General features: G+C 71.6%; 17 protein-coding genes. 8 read left to right on the forward strand and 9 right to left on the reverse strand.

From position 1 onward, the window contains the following. Positions 1 to 70 precede the first annotated feature (70 nt). Together fabI and fabG are read right to left on the reverse strand one after the other, a co-directional pair. Positions 71 to 838: an enoyl-ACP reductase FabI gene (fabI, locus tag ACFVFH_RS00110; RefSeq protein WP_383761158.1), complete on the reverse strand. Its 768-nt coding sequence runs from the start codon at positions 836 to 838 to the stop codon at positions 71 to 73. A gap of 5 nt (positions 839 to 843) precedes the next feature. Then, a complete protein-coding gene (gene fabG / locus ACFVFH_RS00115; protein WP_383761160.1) occupies positions 844 to 1,563 on the reverse strand; it encodes a 3-oxoacyl-[acyl-carrier-protein] reductase in 720 nt (239 codons plus the stop codon). 275 nt (positions 1,564 to 1,838) lie between these two features. Here fabG and ACFVFH_RS00120 point away from each other — a divergent pair, with 275 nt between their 5' ends. The 3 genes from ACFVFH_RS00120 (at position 1,839) to tyrS (ending at position 6,085) form a co-directional block, all read left to right on the forward strand. After that, positions 1,839 to 3,362 (forward strand): TldD/PmbA family protein, encoded by a 1,524-nt coding sequence (locus ACFVFH_RS00120; RefSeq protein WP_383761162.1) that lies wholly within the window; start codon positions 1,839 to 1,841, stop codon positions 3,360 to 3,362. Next, positions 3,359 to 4,753, forward strand: a complete 1,395-nt coding sequence (locus ACFVFH_RS00125) for a metallopeptidase TldD-related protein (protein ID WP_383761165.1) — start codon at positions 3,359 to 3,361, stop codon at positions 4,751 to 4,753. Before ACFVFH_RS00120 ends, ACFVFH_RS00125 begins: the two co-directional genes overlap by 4 nt. Before the next feature lie 66 nt (positions 4,754 to 4,819). After that, on the forward strand, positions 4,820 to 6,085 hold the full coding sequence (gene tyrS / locus ACFVFH_RS00130) for a tyrosine--tRNA ligase (protein WP_383761167.1): 1,266 nt from the start codon (positions 4,820 to 4,822) through the stop codon (positions 6,083 to 6,085). A gap of 76 nt (positions 6,086 to 6,161) precedes the next feature. Here the strand turns inward: tyrS and ACFVFH_RS00135 are convergent, their stop codons facing one another. Then, on the reverse strand, positions 6,162 to 6,437 hold the full coding sequence (locus tag ACFVFH_RS00135; protein ID WP_383761170.1) for a GlsB/YeaQ/YmgE family stress response membrane protein: 276 nt from the start codon (positions 6,435 to 6,437) through the stop codon (positions 6,162 to 6,164). A gap of 245 nt (positions 6,438 to 6,682) precedes the next feature. Here ACFVFH_RS00135 and ACFVFH_RS00140 point away from each other — a divergent pair, with 245 nt between their 5' ends. Continuing rightward, entirely contained in the window at positions 6,683 to 7,048 is a 366-nt protein-coding gene (locus tag ACFVFH_RS00140; protein WP_383761173.1) for a DUF3099 domain-containing protein, read from the forward strand. Positions 7,049 to 7,261: 213 nt separating this feature from the next. Beyond that, positions 7,262 to 7,531 (forward strand): hypothetical protein, encoded by a 270-nt coding sequence (locus tag ACFVFH_RS00145; RefSeq protein ID WP_383761175.1) that lies wholly within the window; start codon positions 7,262 to 7,264, stop codon positions 7,529 to 7,531. Between the two features lie 153 nt (positions 7,532 to 7,684). On the opposite strand, the gene moaA is transcribed toward ACFVFH_RS00145, so the two are convergent. The 3 genes from moaA to ACFVFH_RS00160 form a co-directional block, all read right to left on the reverse strand. Then, entirely contained in the window at positions 7,685 to 8,674 is a 990-nt protein-coding gene (moaA, locus tag ACFVFH_RS00150) for a GTP 3',8-cyclase MoaA (protein ID WP_383761178.1), read from the reverse strand. Between the two features lie 184 nt (positions 8,675 to 8,858). Further along, positions 8,859 to 10,499, reverse strand: a complete 1,641-nt coding sequence (locus tag ACFVFH_RS00155) for a cation acetate symporter (protein WP_383761181.1) — start codon at positions 10,497 to 10,499, stop codon at positions 8,859 to 8,861. Beyond that, a complete protein-coding gene (locus ACFVFH_RS00160) occupies positions 10,496 to 10,864 on the reverse strand; it encodes a DUF485 domain-containing protein (RefSeq protein WP_383761184.1) in 369 nt (122 codons plus the stop codon). Before ACFVFH_RS00160 ends, ACFVFH_RS00155 begins: the two co-directional genes overlap by 4 nt. Before the next feature lie 292 nt (positions 10,865 to 11,156). Here ACFVFH_RS00160 and ACFVFH_RS00165 point away from each other — a divergent pair, with 292 nt between their 5' ends. Further along, entirely contained in the window at positions 11,157 to 12,692 is a 1,536-nt protein-coding gene (locus ACFVFH_RS00165; RefSeq protein WP_383761187.1) for a S8 family serine peptidase, read from the forward strand. An 80-nt stretch (positions 12,693 to 12,772) separates the two neighbouring features. After that, complete coding sequence (locus ACFVFH_RS00170; protein ID WP_383761190.1) at positions 12,773 to 14,194, forward strand: CoA transferase; 1,422 nt, start codon at positions 12,773 to 12,775, stop codon at positions 14,192 to 14,194. Between the two features lie 61 nt (positions 14,195 to 14,255). Here the strand turns inward: ACFVFH_RS00170 and ACFVFH_RS00175 are convergent, their stop codons facing one another. The 3 genes from ACFVFH_RS00175 to ACFVFH_RS00185 are packed head-to-tail and all read right to left on the reverse strand — an operon-like array spanning position 14,256 to position 16,885. Next, positions 14,256 to 15,299 (reverse strand): zinc-dependent alcohol dehydrogenase family protein, encoded by a 1,044-nt coding sequence (locus tag ACFVFH_RS00175; protein ID WP_383761193.1) that lies wholly within the window; start codon positions 15,297 to 15,299, stop codon positions 14,256 to 14,258. A 21-nt stretch (positions 15,300 to 15,320) separates the two neighbouring features. Further along, positions 15,321 to 16,010, reverse strand: a complete 690-nt coding sequence (locus ACFVFH_RS00180) for a lysoplasmalogenase (RefSeq protein ID WP_383761196.1) — start codon at positions 16,008 to 16,010, stop codon at positions 15,321 to 15,323. Then, the gene (locus ACFVFH_RS00185; RefSeq protein WP_383761199.1) at positions 16,007 to 16,885 is read right to left on the reverse strand and encodes a sterol desaturase family protein; all 879 of its coding nucleotides are present in this window, start codon (positions 16,883 to 16,885) and stop codon (positions 16,007 to 16,009) included. Before ACFVFH_RS00185 ends, ACFVFH_RS00180 begins: the two co-directional genes overlap by 4 nt. Positions 16,886 to 17,034: 149 nt before the next feature. On the opposite strand from ACFVFH_RS00185, the gene ACFVFH_RS00190 reads away from it, so the two are divergent. After that, positions 17,035 to 20,130, forward strand: a complete 3,096-nt coding sequence (locus ACFVFH_RS00190) for an NACHT domain-containing protein (protein ID WP_383761201.1) — start codon at positions 17,035 to 17,037, stop codon at positions 20,128 to 20,130. Positions 20,131 to 20,174: the final 44 nt, after the last annotated feature.

Below are 20,174 nucleotides of genomic sequence, written 5' to 3' on the forward strand. Positions count from 1 at the left end.
GCGGACGAGCCGCGTACCACCTCCGGGGAGGCGGTACGCGGCTCGTGGGGGCGGAGCCCGTCGTACGGGGTCAGGCGCCCATCATGTGCACGCCGCCGTCGACGTGGATGATCTCGCCCGTCGTCTTCGGGAAGAAGTCCGAGAGCAGCGCCACGATGGCACGGCCGGCCGGCTCCGGGTCGGACATGTCCCACGCCAGCGGGGAGCGGGTGTTCCACACGTCGGCGAGCTCGCCGAAGCCCGGGATGGACTTGGCGGCCATCGAACCGATCGGTCCGGCGGAGACCAGGTTGCAGCGCAGCCCGTCCTTGCCCAGGTCGCGGGCGAGGTAGCGGGAGGTCGCCTCCAGGGCGGCCTTTGCCGGGCCCATCCAGTCGTACTGCGGCCAGGCGAACTGCGCGTCGAAGGTGAGGCCGACGATCGAGCCGCCCTCGCTCATCAGCGGCTTGCAGGCCATGGCGAGCGACTTCAGCGAGAACGCCGAGACATGCATCGCCGTGGCGACGGACTCGAAGGGGGTGTTGAGGAAGTTGCCGCCGAGGGCGTCCTGCGGCGCGAAGCCGATGGAGTGGACGACGCCGTCGAGCGAACCGATCTCGTCCTTCACCAGACCGGCGAGCCGGTCCAGGTGCTCGGCGTTGGTCACGTCCAGCTCGATGACCTTGGCCGGCGCGGGCAGCTTCTTGGCGATGCGCTCCGTCAGCGTGGGCCGCGGGAAGGCGGTCAGGATGATCTCCGCGCCCTGCTCCTGGGCCACCTTGGCGGTGTGGAACGCGATGGACGACTCCATCAGCACCCCGGTGATGAGGATGCGCTTGCCGTCGAGAATTCCGCTCATGGTGATCAGTGACCCATGCCCAATCCGCCGTCAACGGGGATGACGGCTCCAGTGATGTACGACGCGTCGTCGGAGGCGAGGAAGCGCACCGCGGCGGCGATCTCCTCGGGCTGCGCGTAGCGGCCGAGCGGCACCTGGGACACGATGCCCTTGCGCTGCTCCTCGGTGAGCACCTGCGTCATGTCGGTGTCGACGAAACCGGGCGCGACGACGTTGAAGGTGATGTTGCGGGAGCCGAGCTCACGGGCCAGCGAGCGGGCGAAGCCGACCAGACCCGCCTTGGAGGCCGCGTAGTTGGCCTGCCCGGCCGAACCGAGCAGCCCGACCACGGAGGAGATGAGGACGACGCGGCCCTTCTTGGCGCGCAGCATGCCGCGGTTGGCGCGCTTGACGACGCGGAAGGTGCCGGTGAGGTTGGTGTCGAGCACGGACGTGAAGTCGTCCTCGGACATCCGCATCAGCAACTGGTCCTTGGTGATACCGGCGTTGGCGACCAGCACCTCGACGGGACCGTGCTTCTCCTCGATCTCCTTGTAGGCCTGCTCCACCTGCTCGGCGTCGGTGATGTCGCACCGGACCGCGAGAACACCGGCCTCGGTGAGCGCCGCGGGCGGCTCGCCGGAGCGATGGGTGATCGCGACCTTGTCGCCGTTGTCGGCGAAAGCGCGGGCGATGGCGAGGCCGATGCCCCGGTTTCCTCCGGTGACGAGAACCGAGCGGCTCAACGGATCACCCTTTCCCTAGCGGTCTGGTACATCGAAAACCTATCGGTACCAGGTGCTCCACGAGGAATCGGCCCCTGACAGCGCCTCCCTCCGGGCACTGTGGGGTTCCTACAGTCGGGTGCGCGTCGACCGACCGCCGCCCCGCGGCGCGGGCGTCCGAGCGGATCCGCGCCACGCGCCGTCCGCGGAGGACTCGGCCGGGAAACCTGTGGCCGGTCGCCCCCGGCACACGACATGGTTCACTGCGGACACATGTCGAAAAGACGGAGTACTACATGCCTCATGAGGTAGATCAGTCATTCCTGGACCTGCCCCTGCGGTCCCTCGCCGACGCGGCGCTCGCCCGCGCGCGGGCGCTGGGCGCCACGCATGCCGACTTCCGGCTGGAGCGGGTGCGCAGCGCGTCCTGGCGGCTGCGGGACGCCCGGCCCGCCGGGTCCTCGGACACCACCGATCTCGGCTACGCGGTGCGGGTGGTGCACGGCGGGGCGTGGGGCTTCGCGTCCGGGGTGGACCTGACGATGGGCGCCGCGGCGAAGGTGGCCTCGCAGGCCGTCGCCATGGCGAAGCTGTCGGCCAGGGTGATCGCGGCGGCCGGTTCCGACGAGCGGGTCGAGCTGGCCGAGGAGCCGGTGCACGGCGAGCGGACCTGGGTCTCGGCGTACGACATCGATCCGTTCGGCGTACCGGCCGAGGAGAAGGCGGGGCTGCTCGCCGAGTGGAGCGGCCGGCTCCTCGCCGCCGAGGGCGTCGCGCATGTGGACGCCTCGCTGATGACCGTCCACGAGAACAAGTTCTACGCGGACACGGCCGGGACCGTGACCACCCAGCAGCGTGTGCGGCTGCACCCGCAGTTCACCGCGGTCGCCGTGGACGGGAGCACCGGTGAGTTCGACTCGATGCGGACGATCGCCCCGCCGGCGGGCCGTGGCTGGGAGTACCTGACCGGGACCGGCTGGGACTGGGACGCGGAGCTGGAGAGCATCCCCGGGTTGCTGGCCGAGAAGATGCGGGCGCCGAGCGTCGAGGCGGGGACGTACGACCTGGTCGTCGACCCGTCCAATCTCTGGCTGACCATCCACGAGTCGATCGGCCACGCCACCGAGCTGGACCGGGCGCTGGGCTACGAGGCGGCGTACGCCGGGACGTCGTTCGCCACCTTCGACCAGCTGGGGAAGCTGGCGTACGGCTCCCCCGTGATGAACGTGACCGGGGACCGCACCGCCGAGCACGGGCTCGCGACCGTCGGGTACGACGACGAGGGCGTGCAGGCGCAGTCCTGGGACCTGATCAAGGACGGGACGCTGGTCGGGTACCAGCTGGACCGGCGGATCGCGAAGCTGACGGGGCTGGGCCGTTCCAACGGCTGCGCGTACGCCGACTCGCCGGGCCATGTCCCCGTCCAGCGGATGGCCAATGTGTCACTGCGGCCGGATCCGGGCGGGCTGTCCACGGAGGACCTGATCGGCGGGGTCGAGCGCGGGATCTACGTGGTCGGCGACCGGTCCTGGTCGATCGACATGCAGAGGTACAACTTCCAGTTCACCGGTCAGCGGTTCTTCCGGATCGAGAACGGCAGGCTGGCCGGGCAGCTGCGTGACGTCGCGTACCAGGCGACGACGACGGACTTCTGGGGCTCGATGGAGAAGGTCGGCGGCCCGCAGACCTATGTCCTGGGCGGCGCCTTCAACTGCGGCAAGGCCCAGCCCGGCCAGATCGCGGCCGTCTCGCACGGCTGCCCCTCCGCCCTCTTCCGTGGCGTGAACATCCTCAATACGACGCAGGAGGCCGGACGATGAGCCGGGTCAGCAAGCCGCACGAGATCGTCGAGCGGGCGCTCGAACTGTCCACCGCCGACGGCTGCGTGGTCATCGCCGACGAGGAGTCGTCCGCGAATCTGCGCTGGGCCGGCAACGCGCTCACCACGAACGGGGTGACCCGGGGGCGGACCCTGACCGTCATCGCGACCGTCGACGGTGCGCAGGGCACCGCCTCCGGTGTGGTGTCGCGGTCCGCGGTCACCGCCGACGACCTGGAGCCGCTGGTGAGGGCGGCCGAGGCCGCGGCGCGCGGGGCCGGGCCGGCGGAGGACGCGCAGCCGCTGGTCACCGGGGTGCCCGCGTCGCCCGACTTCACGGACGCACCGGCCGAGACCGACTCGGAGGTGTTCGCCGAATTCGCCCCGGCGCTCGGCGACGCCTTCGCCCGCGCCCGCTCCGGCGGCCGCGAGCTGTACGGCTTCGCCCACCACGAGCTGACCTCGACCTACCTCGGTACGTCGACGGGGCTGCGGCTGCGCCACGACCAGCCGACCGGGAAGCTGGAGCTCAACGCCAAGTCCCCCGACCGCACCCGTTCGTGCTGGGCGGGCCGCGCGACGCGCGACTTCAAGGACGTCGACCCGGTCGGGCTGGACGCGGACCTGGCGCGGCGGCTGCGCTGGGCCGAGCGCCGTATCGAGCTGCCCGCCGGACGGTACGAGACGCTGCTGCCGCCGACCGCCGTCGCCGATCTGCTGATCTACCAGCTGTGGTCGTCGGCCGCGCGGGACGCCGCGGAGGGCCGGACGGTGTTCTCGAAGCCGGGTGGCGGGACCAGGGTGGGCGAGCGGCTCTCCGAGCTGCCGCTGACGCTCCGCAGCGACCCGTACGCACCGGGTCTGGAGTCGGCGCCGTTCGTGATCGCGCACTCCTCGGGGGACAGCGCCTCCGTCTTCGACAACGGTCTGCCGCTGGCGCCGACCGACTGGCTGCGGGAGGGCCGTCTGGAGCATCTGACGACCACCCGGCACTCGGCGGGGCTGACCGGGCAGCCGGTCACGCCGACGATCGACAACCTGGTGCTGGAGGGCGGCGGTGAGCGGTCCCTGGAGGAGATGGTGGCCGCGACGACCGGGCGCGCCCTCCTGCTGACCTGCATGTGGTACATCCGCGAGGTCGATCCGGCCACCCTGCTGCTGACCGGGCTCACCCGTGACGGGGTGTACCTCGTCGAGGACGGCGAGGTCGTCGGCGAGGTGAACAACTTCCGGTTCAACGAGTCGCCGGTGGATCTGCTGTCGCGGGCCTCGGAGGCGGGGCGCACCGAAAGGACGCTGCCGCGCGAGTGGGGCGACTGGTTCACCCGGGCCGCGATGCCCGCGCTGCGCATCCCCGACTTCAACATGAGCTCGGTGAGTCCGGGCGTCTGACCCGCCTAGACTGAGCAGGAAGACCCTCACCCCTACCCGTAACGCATCACGAGGAGCACCGGAACCGTGACGGACATCGTCGACGAGCTGAAGTGGCGTGGGCTGTTCGCCCAGTCCACCGATGAGGACGCACTGCGCAAGGCTCTCGCGGACGGTCCGGTCACCTTCTATTGCGGCTACGACCCCACCGCGGCGAGCCTGCACGTCGGCCATCTGGTGCAGGTGCTCACCATGCGCCGGCTCCAGCGGGCCGGTCTGCGGCCGCTCGCCCTGGTGGGCGGTGCGACGGGTCAGATCGGTGACCCCCGGCCGACCGCGGAGCGCACGCTGAACGATCCGGAGACGGTCGCCGCCTGGGTGTCGCGGCTGCGGTCGCAGATCGAGCCGTTCCTCTCCTTCGAGGGCGAGAACGCGGCGGTCATGGTGAACAACCTGGACTGGACCGCGGGCCTGTCCGCGATCGAGTTCCTCCGGGACATCGGCAAGCACTTCCGCGTCAACAAGATGCTGACCAAGGAGTCCATCGCCCGGCGGCTGGAGTCCGACGAGGGCATCAGCTACACCGAGTTCAGCTACCAGCTGCTCCAGAGCATGGACTTCCTGGAGCTGTACCGGCGCTACGGCTGCACCCTCCAGCAGGGCGGCAGCGACCAGTGGGGCAACCTCACCGCCGGTCTCGACCTGATCCACCGCCTGGAGCCGGGCGCCGAGGTGCACGCGCTGGCGACCCCGCTGATGACGAAGGCGGACGGGACCAAGTTCGGCAAGTCCGAGAGCGGTGCCGTCTGGCTCGACCCGGCGATGACCACGCCGTACGCGTTCTACCAGTTCTGGCTGAACGTGGACGACCGGGACATCTCGCGGTACATGCGCATCCTCAGCTTCCTCAGCCCCGCGGAGCTCGAAGAGCTGGAGAAGGTCACCGAGGAGCGTCCGCAGGCCCGGTCGGCGCAGCGCGCGCTGGCCGAGGAGCTGACGACGCTGGTGCACGGTGCCGATCAGTGCGCCGCGGTCATCGCGGCGTCGAAGGCGCTCTTCGGCCAGGGCGAGCTCGGTGAGCTGGACGAGGCGACGCTGGCCGCCGCGCTCTCCGAGGTGCCGCACGCGCGGGTCGCCGAGCTGGGCCCGCTGGTGGATCTCCTGGTGGAGGTCGGCCTGGCGCCGAGCAAGTCGGGTGCCCGTCGCACGGTGAAGGAGGGCGGTGCGTACGTGAACAACGTCAAGGTCACGGACGGCGAGAGCGCGCCGGCCCGCGAGGAACTGCTGCACGGGCGCTGGCTGGTGCTGCGCCGGGGCAAGAAGAACCTCGCCGCCGTCGAGGTCACCGGCTGATACCGGGCCACGACCGCACACCGCGGGCCGGACACGCATGGCGCGTGTCCGGCCCGCGGTGCGTCCGTCCGCCGGTTCAGGTCCGGTGTTTGGACCCGCGGAAGGAGGCCCACAGCATGTCGCCGACGCCGACGACCACCACCGCACCGATCAGCTGGAGCAGATGGCGGATCCAGTCGATGCCCTTGGTGTCGTTGACCCCGATCCAGGTGGCGACGGCATTGCCGAGGACGCTGCCGATCATGCCGAAGATGATCGTCAGCCAGAGTGGGATGTTCTGTTTGCCGGGCAGGATCGCCTTCGCGATCAGACCGAGCACCAGACCCACGATGATTGCCCACAACCAACCCATGCCGCCTCCTCGTGCGACGCGATGTCGCGCAGTGCGCCCAGTCTCGGCTCCCGCGCCGCGCACCGCATGCCGGAGGGGTCCGTACGTGCGGCACGGATGCCGATATGTACGAACAGGGCGTGCCCCGGTCTCGTGGCCGCCGGGGGGCGGGCGTACCGTGGTTCGCGGTCCGGTCCGGGTGTGTCCGGCGCGGAATGAGGTGCCCCCGCCCCGCCAGGCGCCGGGGGAAGGGTGAGGGAGACGTGATGCGGAAGCAGAGCGGCGGCGAGGTCTTCCGGATCACGGGAGCCCGGCAGGGGCTCGCGGACGATGTGCGCGGCAGGCAGCGGCGCTATGTGATCTCGATGTCGGTGCGGACGGTCTCGGTGGTCCTGGCCGCGGTGCTGTGGAACGTCGAGCGGTACGTCGCGATCGTGGCGCTCGCGCTCGGGGTTCTGCTGCCGTACGTGGCGGTGGTCATCGCCAACGCGGGCCGGGAGAACACCCCTTCGCTCCCTTCCACCTTCGTACCGGCACCGATGCGGCCGGCACTCGGCCCGGCGCCCGTGGCCGGTGCGGCGGAATCGGCTCCGAAGAGCGACGAGGGCCACCGCGGCGGAGGGCCCGTCTGAGCCCGTAGGCCGGGCGGGAGAGCCGAAGCTCAAGAAAACCTCAGATCAATCATGAAGTTACGGTGCACCGCACCCCGGTCTGCGTGACATACTTCGTAGGCGCTCCGCATCCCCCGTCGGAGCGACAGACCGACGCCGGGCAGCTCCCCCCGTGGCTGCCCGGCGTCGCTTTTTCTCCGGCTGGCCGTCCGGACAGGCTCTAGGGTTGAGTCCGTGAACTCCCCTGAAACCGCAGCCGAGAGCGGTGCCGCCACCCCCATCTGTTCCGCCAAGGGCTGCCGGGCCGACGCCGTGTGGGTGCTCGCCTGGAACAATCCGAAGCTGCACACCCCGGAGCGCCGCAAGACCTGGCTGGCCTGCGAGGAGCACCGGGAGCACCTCTCGTCGTTCCTCGGCGTGCGGGGTTTCCTCAAGGACGTCGTGACGCTGGCGGAGTGGGAGTCCGGTGGTGCCGACGGCCCCGGCCGCCCGGACATTCCCTAGGGTGCGGTGTTCCGTCCGGATCGCGCGGGGCGCATGGGGTCCGGTCCGATCGGACGGAATGCCCGGGGACTTCGGTCCGGAGCAGGTCGGAGCAGGCACCGGGCACCGCACGGCCCGGTCTCCGCCCGGCAGACGGCACTTCGAAGACCGGCCCTAGCCTCCGATGGCCGACATCGGCCGGTCGGGCTGGAGGAAGGACGGGTCGTCCAGGCCCGATCCGGCCTTCTTGCCCCACATCGCGCGCGTCCAGATCCGGGCGATCTCCTCGTCCGGGGCGTCCGAGCGCAGGGCGCCGCGCAGATCGGTCTCCTCGCGGGCGAAGAGGCAGGTGCGCACCTGGCCGTCGGCGGTGAGCCTGGTCCGGTCGCAGGCCCGGCAGAACGGGCGGGTGACGGAGGCGATGACGCCGACCCGGTGCGGGCCGCCGTCGACGATCCAGCGCTCGGCCGGGGCGGAGCCGCGCTCGCCGTCGCTCTCCTCGGTGAGGGTGAAGCGGGTGCGCAGCGAGGTGAGGATGTCCTCCGCCGTGATCATGCCGTCGCGCTTCCAGCCGTGCTGGGCGTCCAGCGGCATCTGCTCGATGAAGCGGAGCTCGTATCCCCGCTCCACGGCCCAGGCGAGCAGCTCGGGGGCCTCGTCGTCGTTGAGCCCCGGCATCAGGACGGCGTTGACCTTGACCGGGGTGAGCCCGGCGTCGCGGGCGGCTTCGAGTCCGGCCAGCACGTCGTGGTGGCGGTCGCGGCGGGTGAGGGTCTTGAAGACGTCGGGGCGCAGGGTGTCCAGCGAGACGTTGACCCGGTCGAGACCGGCGGCCTTCAGCGCGGCGGCGGTGCGGCCCAGGCCGATGCCGTTGGTGGTGAGGGACGTCCTGGGGCGTGGTTCGAGGGCCGCGCACCGCTCCACGACGGAGACGAGCCCGGGGCGGAGCAGGGGCTCGCCGCCGGTGAAGCGGACCTCGGTGATGCCGAGCCGGGTGACGGCGATGCGGATCAGCCGGACGATCTCGTCGTCGCTGAGCAGGTCGGGCTTGGCGAGCCATTGCAGGCCCTCTTCGGGCATGCAGTAGGTGCATCGCAGATTGCACCGGTCGGTCAGCGAGACGCGCAGGTCGGTGGCGACCCGGTCGTATGTGTCGATGAGCATGTGCACCCCCTCCCCCAACGGCTTCCCGGGGTGCCGGGTCCGCACTTCCGGCCGGCTCCTCCGGCTGACTCCTCCGAGACTACGCGAGAGCGGTGACATCGGCGGGGCCCGTTTGACACGAGGTGCGGCCCGGCCGTGTCGTAGGACCCTACGACACGGCCGGGGAGCGGGCGGGCCCGTGCGGTCAGTGCGCTCCGATGCCGGTGAGGGACTTGACCTCCAGCTCGGCGTACTTGCCCTTGTCGGGCTCCTCCTTGGAGAGCAGGGAGCCGATCCAGCCGAGCAGGAAGCCCAGCGGGATGGAGATCAGGCCGGGGTTCTCCAGCGGGAACCAGGCGAAGTCGACGCCCTTGAACATCGACGTCTTGGGGTTGCCGGAGACGACCGGGGAGAACAGCACGAGGATCACCGAACTGGCCAGGCCCCCGTAGATCGACCAGAGCGCGCCCCGGGTGGTGAACCGCTTCCAGAACAGGCTGTAGAGGATGGTCGGCAGGTTGGCGGAGGCGGCGACGGCGAAGGCGAGCGCCACCAGCCCGGCGACGTTCATGTCGCGGGCGAAGGCGCCCAGGACGATCGCGACCGCGCCGATGAGGACGGTGGCCCAGCGGGCCGCCCGCATCTCCTCCCTCTCGGTGGCCTTCCCCTTGCGGATGACATTGGCGTAGATGTCGTGCGCGAAGGAGGACGAGGAGGCGAGGGTGAGTCCCGCGACGACGGCGAGGATGGTGGCGAAGGCGACGGCCGAGATCACCGCGAGCAGCACGGCGCCGCCGGTGGAGCCGACCCCGCCGAGGTATTCGGCGAGCTGCGGGGCGGCCGCGTTGCCCGCCGGGTTCTTCGCCTTGATCTCGTCGGGTCCGATGAGGGCGGCGGCGCCGAAGCCGAGGGCGATCGTCATCAGGTAGAAGGCGCCGATGATGCCGATGGCCCAGTTGACCGACTTACGGGCGGCCTTGGCGGTGGGGACCGTGTAGAAGCGGATCAGGATGTGCGGCAGGCCGGCAGTGCCGAGGACCAGGGCGATGCCGAGGGAGAGGAAGTCCAGCTTCGAGGTGCCGGTGGCGCCGTACTTGAGGCCGGGCTCCAGGAACGCCGCGCCGTGGCCGCTCTTCTCGGCGGCCGTGCCCAGCAGGTCGGAGATGTTGAAGTCGAACTTGAGCAGCACCAGGAAGGTCATCAGCAGGGCGCCGGCGATCAGCAGTACGGCCTTGACCATCTGCACCCAGGTGGTGCCCTTCATGCCGCCGATGGTGACGTACACGATCATCAGTACGCCGACCAGGGCGACGATGAGGATCTTGCCCGCGTCGCTGGTGATGCCGAGGAGCAGTGAGACCAGGACGCCCGCGCCCGCCATCTGTGCCAGCAGGTAGAAGATCGAGACGACGATGGTGGAGACCCCGGAGGCGGTACGGACCGGGCGCTGGCGCATCCGGTAGGCGAGGACGTCGCCCATCGTGTAGCGGCCGGAGTTGCGCAGGGGTTCGGCGACCAGCAGCAGGGCCACCAGCCAGGCGACGAGGAAGCCGATGGAGTAGAGGAAGCCGTCGTAGCCGAAGAGGGCGATGGCCCCGGCGATGCCGAGGAACGAGGCGGCGGACATGTAGTCGCCGGAGACGGCCAGTCCGTTCTGGAAGGCGGTGAACTGGCGGCCGCCCGCGTAGAAGTCGGAGGCGCTGCGGGTCTGCCGTCCGGCCCAGACGGTGATGGCGAGGGTCGCGGCGACGAACACGGCGAAGAGCGTGATGATCAGCGGCCGGTGCTCGGTGGTCGAGGAGGCGGCCAGCCGGACGGCGGGATGTGCGTGGTACGCGGCGCTCATGCGTCGGCCTCCATACGGGACTTGATGGCCTCGGCCTTCGGGTCGAGCTTCGCGGCCGCGTGCCGCGAGTAGAGCCAGGCGATGAGGAAGGTGGTGACGAACTGGGCGAGGCCGAACACGAAGGCCACGTTGATGTTGCTGTACACCTTGGTGCCCATGAAGCCGCCCGCGTAGTTGGACAGCAGCACGTAGAGCAGGTACCAGAGGACGAACGCGATGGTCAGCGGGAAGGCGAACGAGCGGTGCGAGCGGCGCAGTTCGCCGAACTCCTCGCTCTCCTGCGTCGCGACGAACGCCTCGGTCGTGGGCTGGGCGGGGCGGGCGTCCGTACTGATCTCGGGCGGCGGCGGTGCATCGGTAGCCACGGAATCTCCTCGCGACGCGGGTGCGGTGGTGTCGGTGACGGTGGGTCTCACCGGGAAGGGGTCGGTGTCGGGGGCCATCGGTGCACTTCCCCCGACAACGGCACGGAGAGCGCGCCCGAGCGGTTCACCACGCTTCCGTACTTCTCCCGTGCGCCGTTTGACCCCCGTCCGGCCGAACCCGGGCCGCCGAAGTCATTGATGGGCGGGGATGATCAGCGATAGCTTCACTGGTCATGTACGCGACCGGGTGCGCCCGCGTCCGGTCGCCCGGCACGGATGATGTGGAGACCCCATGGCTCATCTGGGATCCAGACGGACGCGCGCGCTCACGCTGCCCGTCGGATTGGCCCTCACCGCCTCGCTCGGCTTCCTGCCGACGGGCGCCGCCTCCGCCGCCCCCGTGGACGCCCGCCCCGCGGCGGCGGTGTCGACGGACGGCCCCAAGCTCTCGTACGTGGTCAACACGCGGGGCGGTCACGGGACCGTCAAGCAGGTGCGGAAGGCGATAGCCGAGGCCGGCGGCACGGTGGTGATCGCCTACGAGCAGATAGGCGTCATCGTCGTCCACTCGCAGAACCCGGACTTCGCGAAGACGATCCGCCGGGTCAGGGGGGTGGATTCGGCGGGGGCCACCCGCACCAGTCCCATCGTCCCGCAGGCCACCACGGACACCGGGGTCGAGCAGCCGCTCACCGCCGCGCAGGCCGAGGTAGCGGCGGCGAAGGCGACGGCGGGCCAGGACCCGATGGAGCCCCTTCAGTGGGACCTGCCCGCGATCAAGGCGGACCAGGCGCACAAGAAGACGCTGGGCAGCCGCAACGTCACGGTCGCGGTCATCGACACGGGCGTCGACGACACCCACCCGGACCTGGCGCCGAACTTCGACCGCCGGGCGTCGGCGAACTGCGTCACCGGGGCGCCGGACACGACGGACGGCGCGTGGCGTTCCAAGCCGAACGAGAGCAACCACGGCACCCATGTCGCGGGCACCATCGCCGCCGCGAAGAACGGCATCGGCGTGACGGGCGTCGCGCCGGGCGTCAAGGTCGCGGGGATCAAGGTGGCGAACCCGGACGGGTTCTTCTACACGGAGTCGATCGTCTGCGGCTTCGTCTGGGCCGCCGAGCACGGTGTCGACGTCACCAACAACAGCTACTTCACCGACCCGTGGATGTTCAACTGCAAGAACGACCCCGACCAGGGAGCCCTGGTCGACGCCGTCGCGCGTGCCACCCGGTACGCGGAGCGCAAGGGCACGGTCAACATCGCCTCGTCCGGCAACAGCAGCTTCGATCTCGCCTCCGACGCGATCGAGGACGCGCAGAGCCCGAACGACGGCACGACCGTCACCCGGACGATCGACCCGCACAAGTGCCTGGACATCCCGGTGCAGTTGCCGGGCGTCGTGACGGTCTCCGCGACGGGCGCCAAGGGGCTGAAGGCCTCGTACTCGAACTACGGGAACGGTGTCATCGACGTGGCGGCGCCGGGCGGCGACTCCACGGCCTACCAGACGCCCGCCCCGCCGGCCACCAGCGGCCTGATCCTTTCCACGCTGCCGGACGGCCAGTACGGCTACAAGGCCGGTACGTCGATGGCCTCTCCGCATGTCGCGGGGGTCGCGGCCCTGATCAAGTCGGTCCACCCGCACGCCTCGGCGGCCGCGGTGAAGGCGCTGCTGCTCGCCGAGGCCGACGCCACCGCGTGCGGCGCCCCGTACGACATCGACGGTGACGGCACGATCGACGCCGTCTGCGAGGGCGGCAAGCACCGCAACGGCTTCTACGGTGCCGGTGTGGTGAACGCGCTGAACGCGGTCCGCTGGTAGCGGGAGACGCGGCGCGGCGGGAGGGGCGCGGGTTCCGGACGCCCCTCCCGCTTGGTGGCACGCAGTGCCATAGTGTGCGGATGACTGATGCACGCAGGTCCGGAACCGAACAGGCGTGGGCCGCGCTCGGCGGCGATCCCGCGCTTCTCGCGCTCCTCGGGACGGACGGTCCCGGGGAGCTGCTCCCCGCCCGGCTGCCCGTCATGGAGCTGGCCCGCTCGACCGTCGCGGTCTGTTCGCTGGCCGCGGCCGAGCTGGCCGCGCGCCGCACGGGGCGTCCCGTGCCGCGGGTCCGCGTCGACGAAGGCGCGGTGGCCACGGCCTTCACCAGCGAACGCCATCTGCGGATCGACGGGCGGGCGCCGGCCACCTTCGCCCCGCTGTCGCGGTTCTGGCGCACGGCGGACGGCTGGGTCCGTACGCACGCCAACTACCCGCACCACCGGGCCCGGTTGCTCGCCACGCTGGGGCTGCCCGCGGACACCCCGGACGAGGCCGCCGCGGCGGCGGCCGAAGCCTCGTTCGCCGGGCGCCGGGGCGAGGAGATCGAGCGGACGGTGTACGCGGCGGGCGGGCTGGCGGTGACCGCCCGTACGCCCGGGGAGTGGGCGGCCGATCCACGGGGCGCGGCGGTCGCCGGGACGCCGCTGGTGGCCAGGGAGCGCCTCGACGGCGCGCCGGCCCGGCGGACGGCGCCACTCACCGGTGAACCGCTGCTGCCCGCCGCCGGGGTGCGGGTCCTGGACCTCACCCGGGTGATCGCGGGCCCGGTCGCCACCCGGACGCTCGCGCTGCTCGGCGCGGACGTGCTGAGGATCGACGCCCCTCAGCTCCCGGAGAGCCCGGACGCGCACGCCGACACCGGCTTCGGCAAACGGTCGGTGGACCTGGACCTCGGCAGCCGCTCGGGGGCGGCCGTGTTCGACGGGCTGCTGGCCGAGGCGGACGTGGTCGTCCTCGGCTACCGGCCCGGTGCGGTCGAGCGGCTCGGGCTGACCCCGCGGTCCCTGGCCGCGCGCAGGCCGGGGCTGGTGATCGGGCGGCTCTCGGCCTGGGGGCACGGCCCGTGGGCCGGGCGGCGCGGCTTCGACAGCCTGGTCCAGGTGGCCACCGGCATCGCGTCGGTCGAGGCCGGGGGCGGGCCCGGGGGCCCGCCCGGCGCGCTGCCCGCCCAGGCGCTCGACCACGGCACCGGCTATCTGCTGGCCGCCGCCGTGCTGCGGGCGCTGACCGAGCAGCACGAGGAAGGCGGCTCGCGGCTGGCGACGTTCTCGCTCGCCCGTACCGCCGCCTGGCTGCTCGACGAGCTGCCCGCCCGGGGGGAGACCGGTGCGGCGGCCGGGGGTGCGTACGAGCCGGAGCGGTGGCTCATGGAGACGGACAGCCCGCTGGGGCGGCTGCGGCACGCGGTGCCACCGGTCTCCTTCGAGGGTTCCCCGGCCGGCTGGTCGCGCCCGCCCGGCCCGCTGGGGGCGGACGCGGCGGCGTGGCCGGCGGTCTGACGAGACCGCGCACCCGCCCGGCTCACGGCCCGACGAACCACGCGAACGTGCCGCTCACGGCTCACGGCTTGATGAGCACCTTCAGCGCGGTGCGCTCGTCCATGGCCTTGTATCCGGCCGGGACGTCGTCGAGGCCCACGGTCAGGTCGAAGACGGGCGAGGGGTCGATCGTGCCGGACAGGATGTCGGGCAGCAGCTCCGGGATGTAGGTGCGTACGGGGGCGACGCCCCCGCGCAGGGAGATGTTGCGGTCGAACATGACGCCGAGGTCCAGGCCGGTGCCGCTGCCGTGCGGCACGCCGACGTAGCCGATGGAGCCGCCGTCGCGGGTGATCCCGACGGCGGTGCGCATCGACTGTTCGGTGCCGACGGCCTCGATCACCGCGTGCGCGCCCTCGCCGCCGAGCAGTTCCCGTACGGCGTCGACGGCCGCCTCGCCGCGCTCGGCGACGACGTCCGTGGCGCCGAAGGTGCGGGCGATGTCCGTGCGCGCCCGGTGGCGGCCGAGGGCGATGATCCGCTCGGCGCCGAGCCGCTTGGCGGCCATGACGCCGCACAGTCCGACCGCCCCGTCGCCGACGACGGCGACGGTGGATCCGGGCTTCACGCCCGCGCCGACGGCGGCGTGGTGGCCGGTGCCGAGCACGTCGGACAGGGCGAGGAGCGCGGTGAGCAGGCGGTCGTCGGCGGCCGCGGCGGCGGGGAGCTTGATCAGCGTGCCGTCGGCGAACGGGACGCGTACCGCCTCGCCCTGCCCGCCGTCGGAACCGACCGAGCCCCAGAAGCCGCCCTGCGGGCAGGAGGTCGTCAGCCCCTCGGCGCAGTAGGCGCAGGTGCCGTCGGACCAGACGAAGGGGGCGACGACGAGGTCGCCTACGGCGAAACCGGCCACCTCGGCGCCCGCCTCCTCGACGATCCCGAGGAACTCGTGGCCGATGCGCTGCCCCGGCCTACGGGCGGACTCGCCCCGGTACGCCCACAGGTCGCTGCCGCAGACGCAGGCCCGCAGGACCCGCAGCACCACATCGGTGGGCTGCTGGACGGACGGGTCGGGCACCTCCTGCACGCGTATGTCGTGGGGGGCGTGGATGACGGTGGCGCGCATGCGTAGGGGTCCTTGCCGGTCTCAGCTGCTGATACTCCGCTCACGGTACGCCCCGGGGGCGACACCGGCCCATTTCGGACCCGGTGCGAGGATTCCGACGGTCAGCAGGAACTGCGCCGCGAGGTAGGTGAGCATCACCCAGAAGTCGGGAGCGGGCAGCTGCGGCCAGTCGGCGATGCCGGTGGCGATCAGCGCGTCGGAGAGCAGGAAGAGCGCCCCGCCGGTGGCCGCGTACCGGCCGAGGGTGCCCGCGCGGTACGCCATCGCCGTGAGCAGCAGGCTGTAGCCGGTCATGGGAATCCGCAGCGGCGCGGGCAGACCGGGCCAGAGCAGCGCGACGAAGCAGGTCAGGACGGCGACGTAGCCGAGCCCGGCGGACAGCGAGCCGCGGGCCCGGCCGAAGTGCCGGAGATAGCAGACATGGCCCAGGGCGAAGGAGCCCATCCCGACGAGGAAGGCGGGCTCGGCGTCGGCCAGCAGCAGTGTGTCGCCGCCCCAGCCGAACAGGAGCGCCGCGACCAGCAGCCGGGGCCCGCGCCGGGCGACGGCGTACCCGACCAGCAGCGGCATCAGCAGCGGCTTGGCGACGAGATGAGCGGCCGGGACGTCGGCGAGCACGCCGACGAGGTCGACGGCCGAGGCCACGAGGAAGGCCAGGAACAGCGGGCGTACGAGACGTTCCCGCCGGTCCGGCACGGTGTCCGTGCTCATCCGGTGCGCTCCCGGGCGGGGGTGGCGGTGCGGGCGGCCGTCGCGGCGGGCTGCCAGCCGGGGCCGCGGAAGATCCGCCCGGCCCGCTCGCTCCAGCTGCCCGCCGCCCGTACGTCGCGGGCGATGGCGGCGTACTCATGGGTGGCGACACGGAGCGGGTTGAAGGTGTCGATGTTCTTGGTGAGGCCGAACACGGGCCGCTCGGTCTCGGTGGTGAAGGAGCCGAAGAGCCGGTCCCAGAGGATGAGGATGCCGCCGAAGTTCCGGTCCAGGTAGCCGCCTTGCGAGGCGTGGTGCACCCGGTGGTGGGAGGGCGTGTTCAGGACGTACTCGAAGGGCCTGGGGAGCTTGTCGATGCGCTCGGTGTGCACCCAGAACTGGTAGACGAGGTTCGCCGAGGAGCAGAAGGCGAGGGCCGCCGGATGGACGCCGCACGCGATCATCGGCAGGTAGAACGGCCAGACGGTCAGGGAGGTCCAGGGCTGGCGCAGCGCGGTGGAGAGGTTGAACTTCCGGCTGGAGTGGTGGACCACGTGGCAGGCCCAGAGGATCCGGATGACGTGGTGGCCCCGGTGGGACCAGTAGTAGAAGAAGTCCTGGGCGAGCAGCATCAGCAGGACGGTCCACCACAGGACGGGGACGCGGAGCGGGGTCAGTTCGTAGACCGCGGTGTAGATCGCGACGATGGGCACTTTCCACAGCAGGTCGAAGACCAGGCTGCCCAGTCCCATGCTGATGCTGGTGACGGCGTCCTTCGCCTCGTACCCGGCGGCGTCCTCGTCGGGATGGAAGTGGTGGAGGGCCATTTCCAGAACAGTGAGCAGGACGAAGGCCGGTATGGACCAGAGCACTACATCGGGCAGGTTCGGCGGCATGCCTGCACCGTAGAGCCGCAGGTCGGCCCGGGACCAGACGTTGTTACCAACAAGTATGCGAGACGCGGTGTCAGCAGTCTTTGGTGACTTCTGCCAATGCGGGCGTCGTACGATCCCTGTACTGGAGCTTCCGTGGGGGAGGGACTGCCGTGCAGGGTCTGGAAGTTGCGCTGGTCCGGCTGGCGACGACCGTGATCGGCACGGTGGCCAGATCGCTGGTCACGCCCAGGCCCGGCGCGGGCCTCGTCCCGGACCCGGTGCGGCCCCTCCCCCGCCCGGCCGGGCCCGACCGGCTGGCGCGGGTGCTCGGCGACCGGCTGGAGCGGTCGTACGCCGGGCTGCCGGAGCACGAGCGGCTGGCCGCGGTGGACGCGGTGCGGGACGCCTTCGCGGCGGCGGGCGGGCTGACGGCCGACCGGCTGTTCGCCGCGGGCCTGGACCCGGAACGGCTGGCCGCCGCGCTGCCGCCGCCGGCCGCGGGCCTGTCGGACCGCGCGACGGGGCTCTATCAGGAGCTGCTCGGCCGGTGCTGCGCGCACGTCGTGGAGCAGCTGACCGCCGAGCCGTCCTTCGCGGCGCGCGCGGCGGTGGAGCAGACCCGCGCGGCGGAGCGGACGCGTGAACTGGTGGCGGACGTACGGGACCGGCTCGGCCCGCGCCCGGACGCGGCGGCCCTGGACTTCGAGCGGCGGTACGCGGAGTTCATGGCGGCGACGCACTCCCGGATGGGCCTGTTCGGGCTGACGCTGGGGCGGTCGGCGGGCGAGTGGCCGCTGGACACGGCCTACATCGGCCTGACGGTGAGTGGGAGCGGCCCCCGGGAGCCCGGACTTGAGCACCCGGCCACGGTCACGGTCTCCGTCGAGCAGGCGCTGTCCGGGACGGACCGGTTGCTGCTGCGGGGACCGGCCGGTTCGGGCAAGAGCACGCTGGTGCAGTGGCTCGCGGTGAACGCGGCCCGCCGTACGTTCCCCGCCGGTCTGATGGACTGGAACCGCTGCGTGCCGTTCGTCCTGCGGCTGCGCGCGTTCACCTCGCACGAAACCCTGCCCGCGCCGGAGGAGTTCCTGCGCGCGGCCGGTGTTCCGCTGCACGGCGCGGCGCCGGCCGGGTGGGCGGACGGGCTGCTGGCCTCGGGGCGGGGTCTGGTGCTGGTGGACGGGGTCGACGAGGTCCCGGCGCGGCTGCGCCGGCGTACCGAGAAGTGGCTGAAGGACCTGATCACGGCGTACCCGGACTCCCGGTACGTGGTGACGACCAGGCCGTCCGCCGTTCCGGAGGGCTGGCTGTCCGGCTCCGGTTTCGAGCCGCACTCGTTGCTGGCGATGAACCAGAAGGACATCCGCTCCTTCATCGGGCACTGGCACGGGGCGGCCCGGTCCGAATGCCCCTGCCCCGAGGAACGCGAACGGCTCGACGGGTACGAGGTCTCGCTGCGCCGCGCGGTGGGCACCCGCCGCGACCTGGGACGGCTCGCGACGAACCCGCTGATGTGCGCCCTGCTGTGCGCGCTGAACCGGGACCGGCGCATGCAACTGCCACGCGCCCGCCGGGAGTTGTACGACGCGGCGCTGGACATGCTGCTGGTGCGGCGCGACACGGAGCGCGAGATCGTCGGGGTCGAGGGTGTCGATCTGACGCGGGAGGAGCAGACGGCGCTGCTGCAACGGCTGGCGTACTGGCTGATCCGCAACGGGCAGGTGGAGGCGGACCGCGAGGAGGCCGTCGCGATGGTGGCGCAGTGGCTGCGGGCGATGCCACAGGTGCGGGGCACGGCCGAGCAGGTCTTCTCGCACCTGCTGATCCGCAGCGGACTGCTCCGCGAACCGGCGCCGGGCGCGGTGGACTTCGTGCACCGGACGTTCCAGGACTATCTGGGCGCGAAGGCGGCGGTGGAGGCCCGCGACTTCGGCGTGCTGGTCAAGCACGCGCACGACGACCAGTGGCACGACGTGGTGCAGATGGCGGTGGGGCACGCCCGCGCCGACGAACGGGCCCGGCTGCTGCGGCAGTTGCTGAAGCGCGCGGGCCAGACCCGCAAGCACCGGCATGGGCTGGTGCTGCTCGCGGCGGCGAGCCTGGAACACGCCCCGGAGCTGGACCCGGCGGTACGTGCCGAGGTCCAGCGCCGGACGGCCGAACTGCTGCCGCCACGTACGAAGGCGGAAGCGGAGGCGCTGGCCGGGGTCGGCGAACTGGTGCTGGAACTGCTGCCGGGGCCGAAGGAGGTGGAGGACGAGTACGCGGCGGGGTACGTGGTGATGACGGCCGCGCTGGTGGGCGGTGAGGCGGCGTTCGAGGTGATCAAGGGGTACCGGAACGACGAACGGCGTCGCGTGGCGGTCCAGCTGAATGAGGCGTGGGGCTCGTTCGACACCGATGAGTACGCCCGGGAGGTGCTCGCGGCGCAGACCTGGAACACGATGCACCTGTCCGTGACGAACGACGGTGAGTTGGCCGCTCTGCGGCATGTTCCCGAGACCCGGGCGATTCGTCTGCTCGGCGACCGCTCGGATCTGTCCCCGCTGATCGCACGTCGTGGGACGGCGAAGCTCTTCTTCTTCGACAACTCGACACTGACCGATGTCTCCCCGCTGGCCTCCATGCCGTCACTCACAGACGTGGGGCTCAGCCTGTGCCCCGAGGTCCGCGATCTGAGCCCGCTGTCGGACCTTCCGCTCACCTGGCTGACTCTGAACCGGCTCCATCCCGACCTGCCGGCGGAACACCTGGAGCCGTTCACCGAGGTCCGCCGACTGGCCCTCGGCCACCGCTTCGCCGTCGACAGCATCGGCGAACTGGCGCTGAGCAGCCACCTCACGTCGCTCTCCCTGCTCAAGGAAGCCGGCGAGCTGAGCCTGGAGGGAATCGAGCGGTGGACCGGACTGGAGGAGTGCCGCATCGAGAGCCTGTCGCAGCTCCGGTACATGTGCCGAACACCGTTCTTCCAGCGCCTGCGCCGGCTCACCCTCGACCGACTGCACGGCGCGGACCTGGCCGAGCTCGCCGGTCTGACGGGCCTGCGCACGCTCTCGCTCACCCGCTGCCCCCTGCCGGGCGGGCTGGAGCCACTGCGAGAACTGCCCGCGCTGACAAGGCTTCATCTGCACTTCCGGCCCGGGAACATCCCCTACGACCTGGCCCCGCTGGCCCGTCTCGACAACCTCACGATCCACCTCGGCGGCGAGACACCGGCCACCGGCACCGAGCTCTTCCCGCCCGAGCGCATCGTCCGCCGCCACTAGGGCCTGTCTTCGAACTGCCGCCTGCCGTGGCCGGACGACGGCAC

Origin of the sequence: Streptomyces sp. NPDC057697 (genome assembly GCF_042799335.1) — a bacterium.
Taxonomy (GTDB): domain Bacteria; phylum Actinomycetota; class Actinomycetes; order Streptomycetales; family Streptomycetaceae; genus Streptomyces.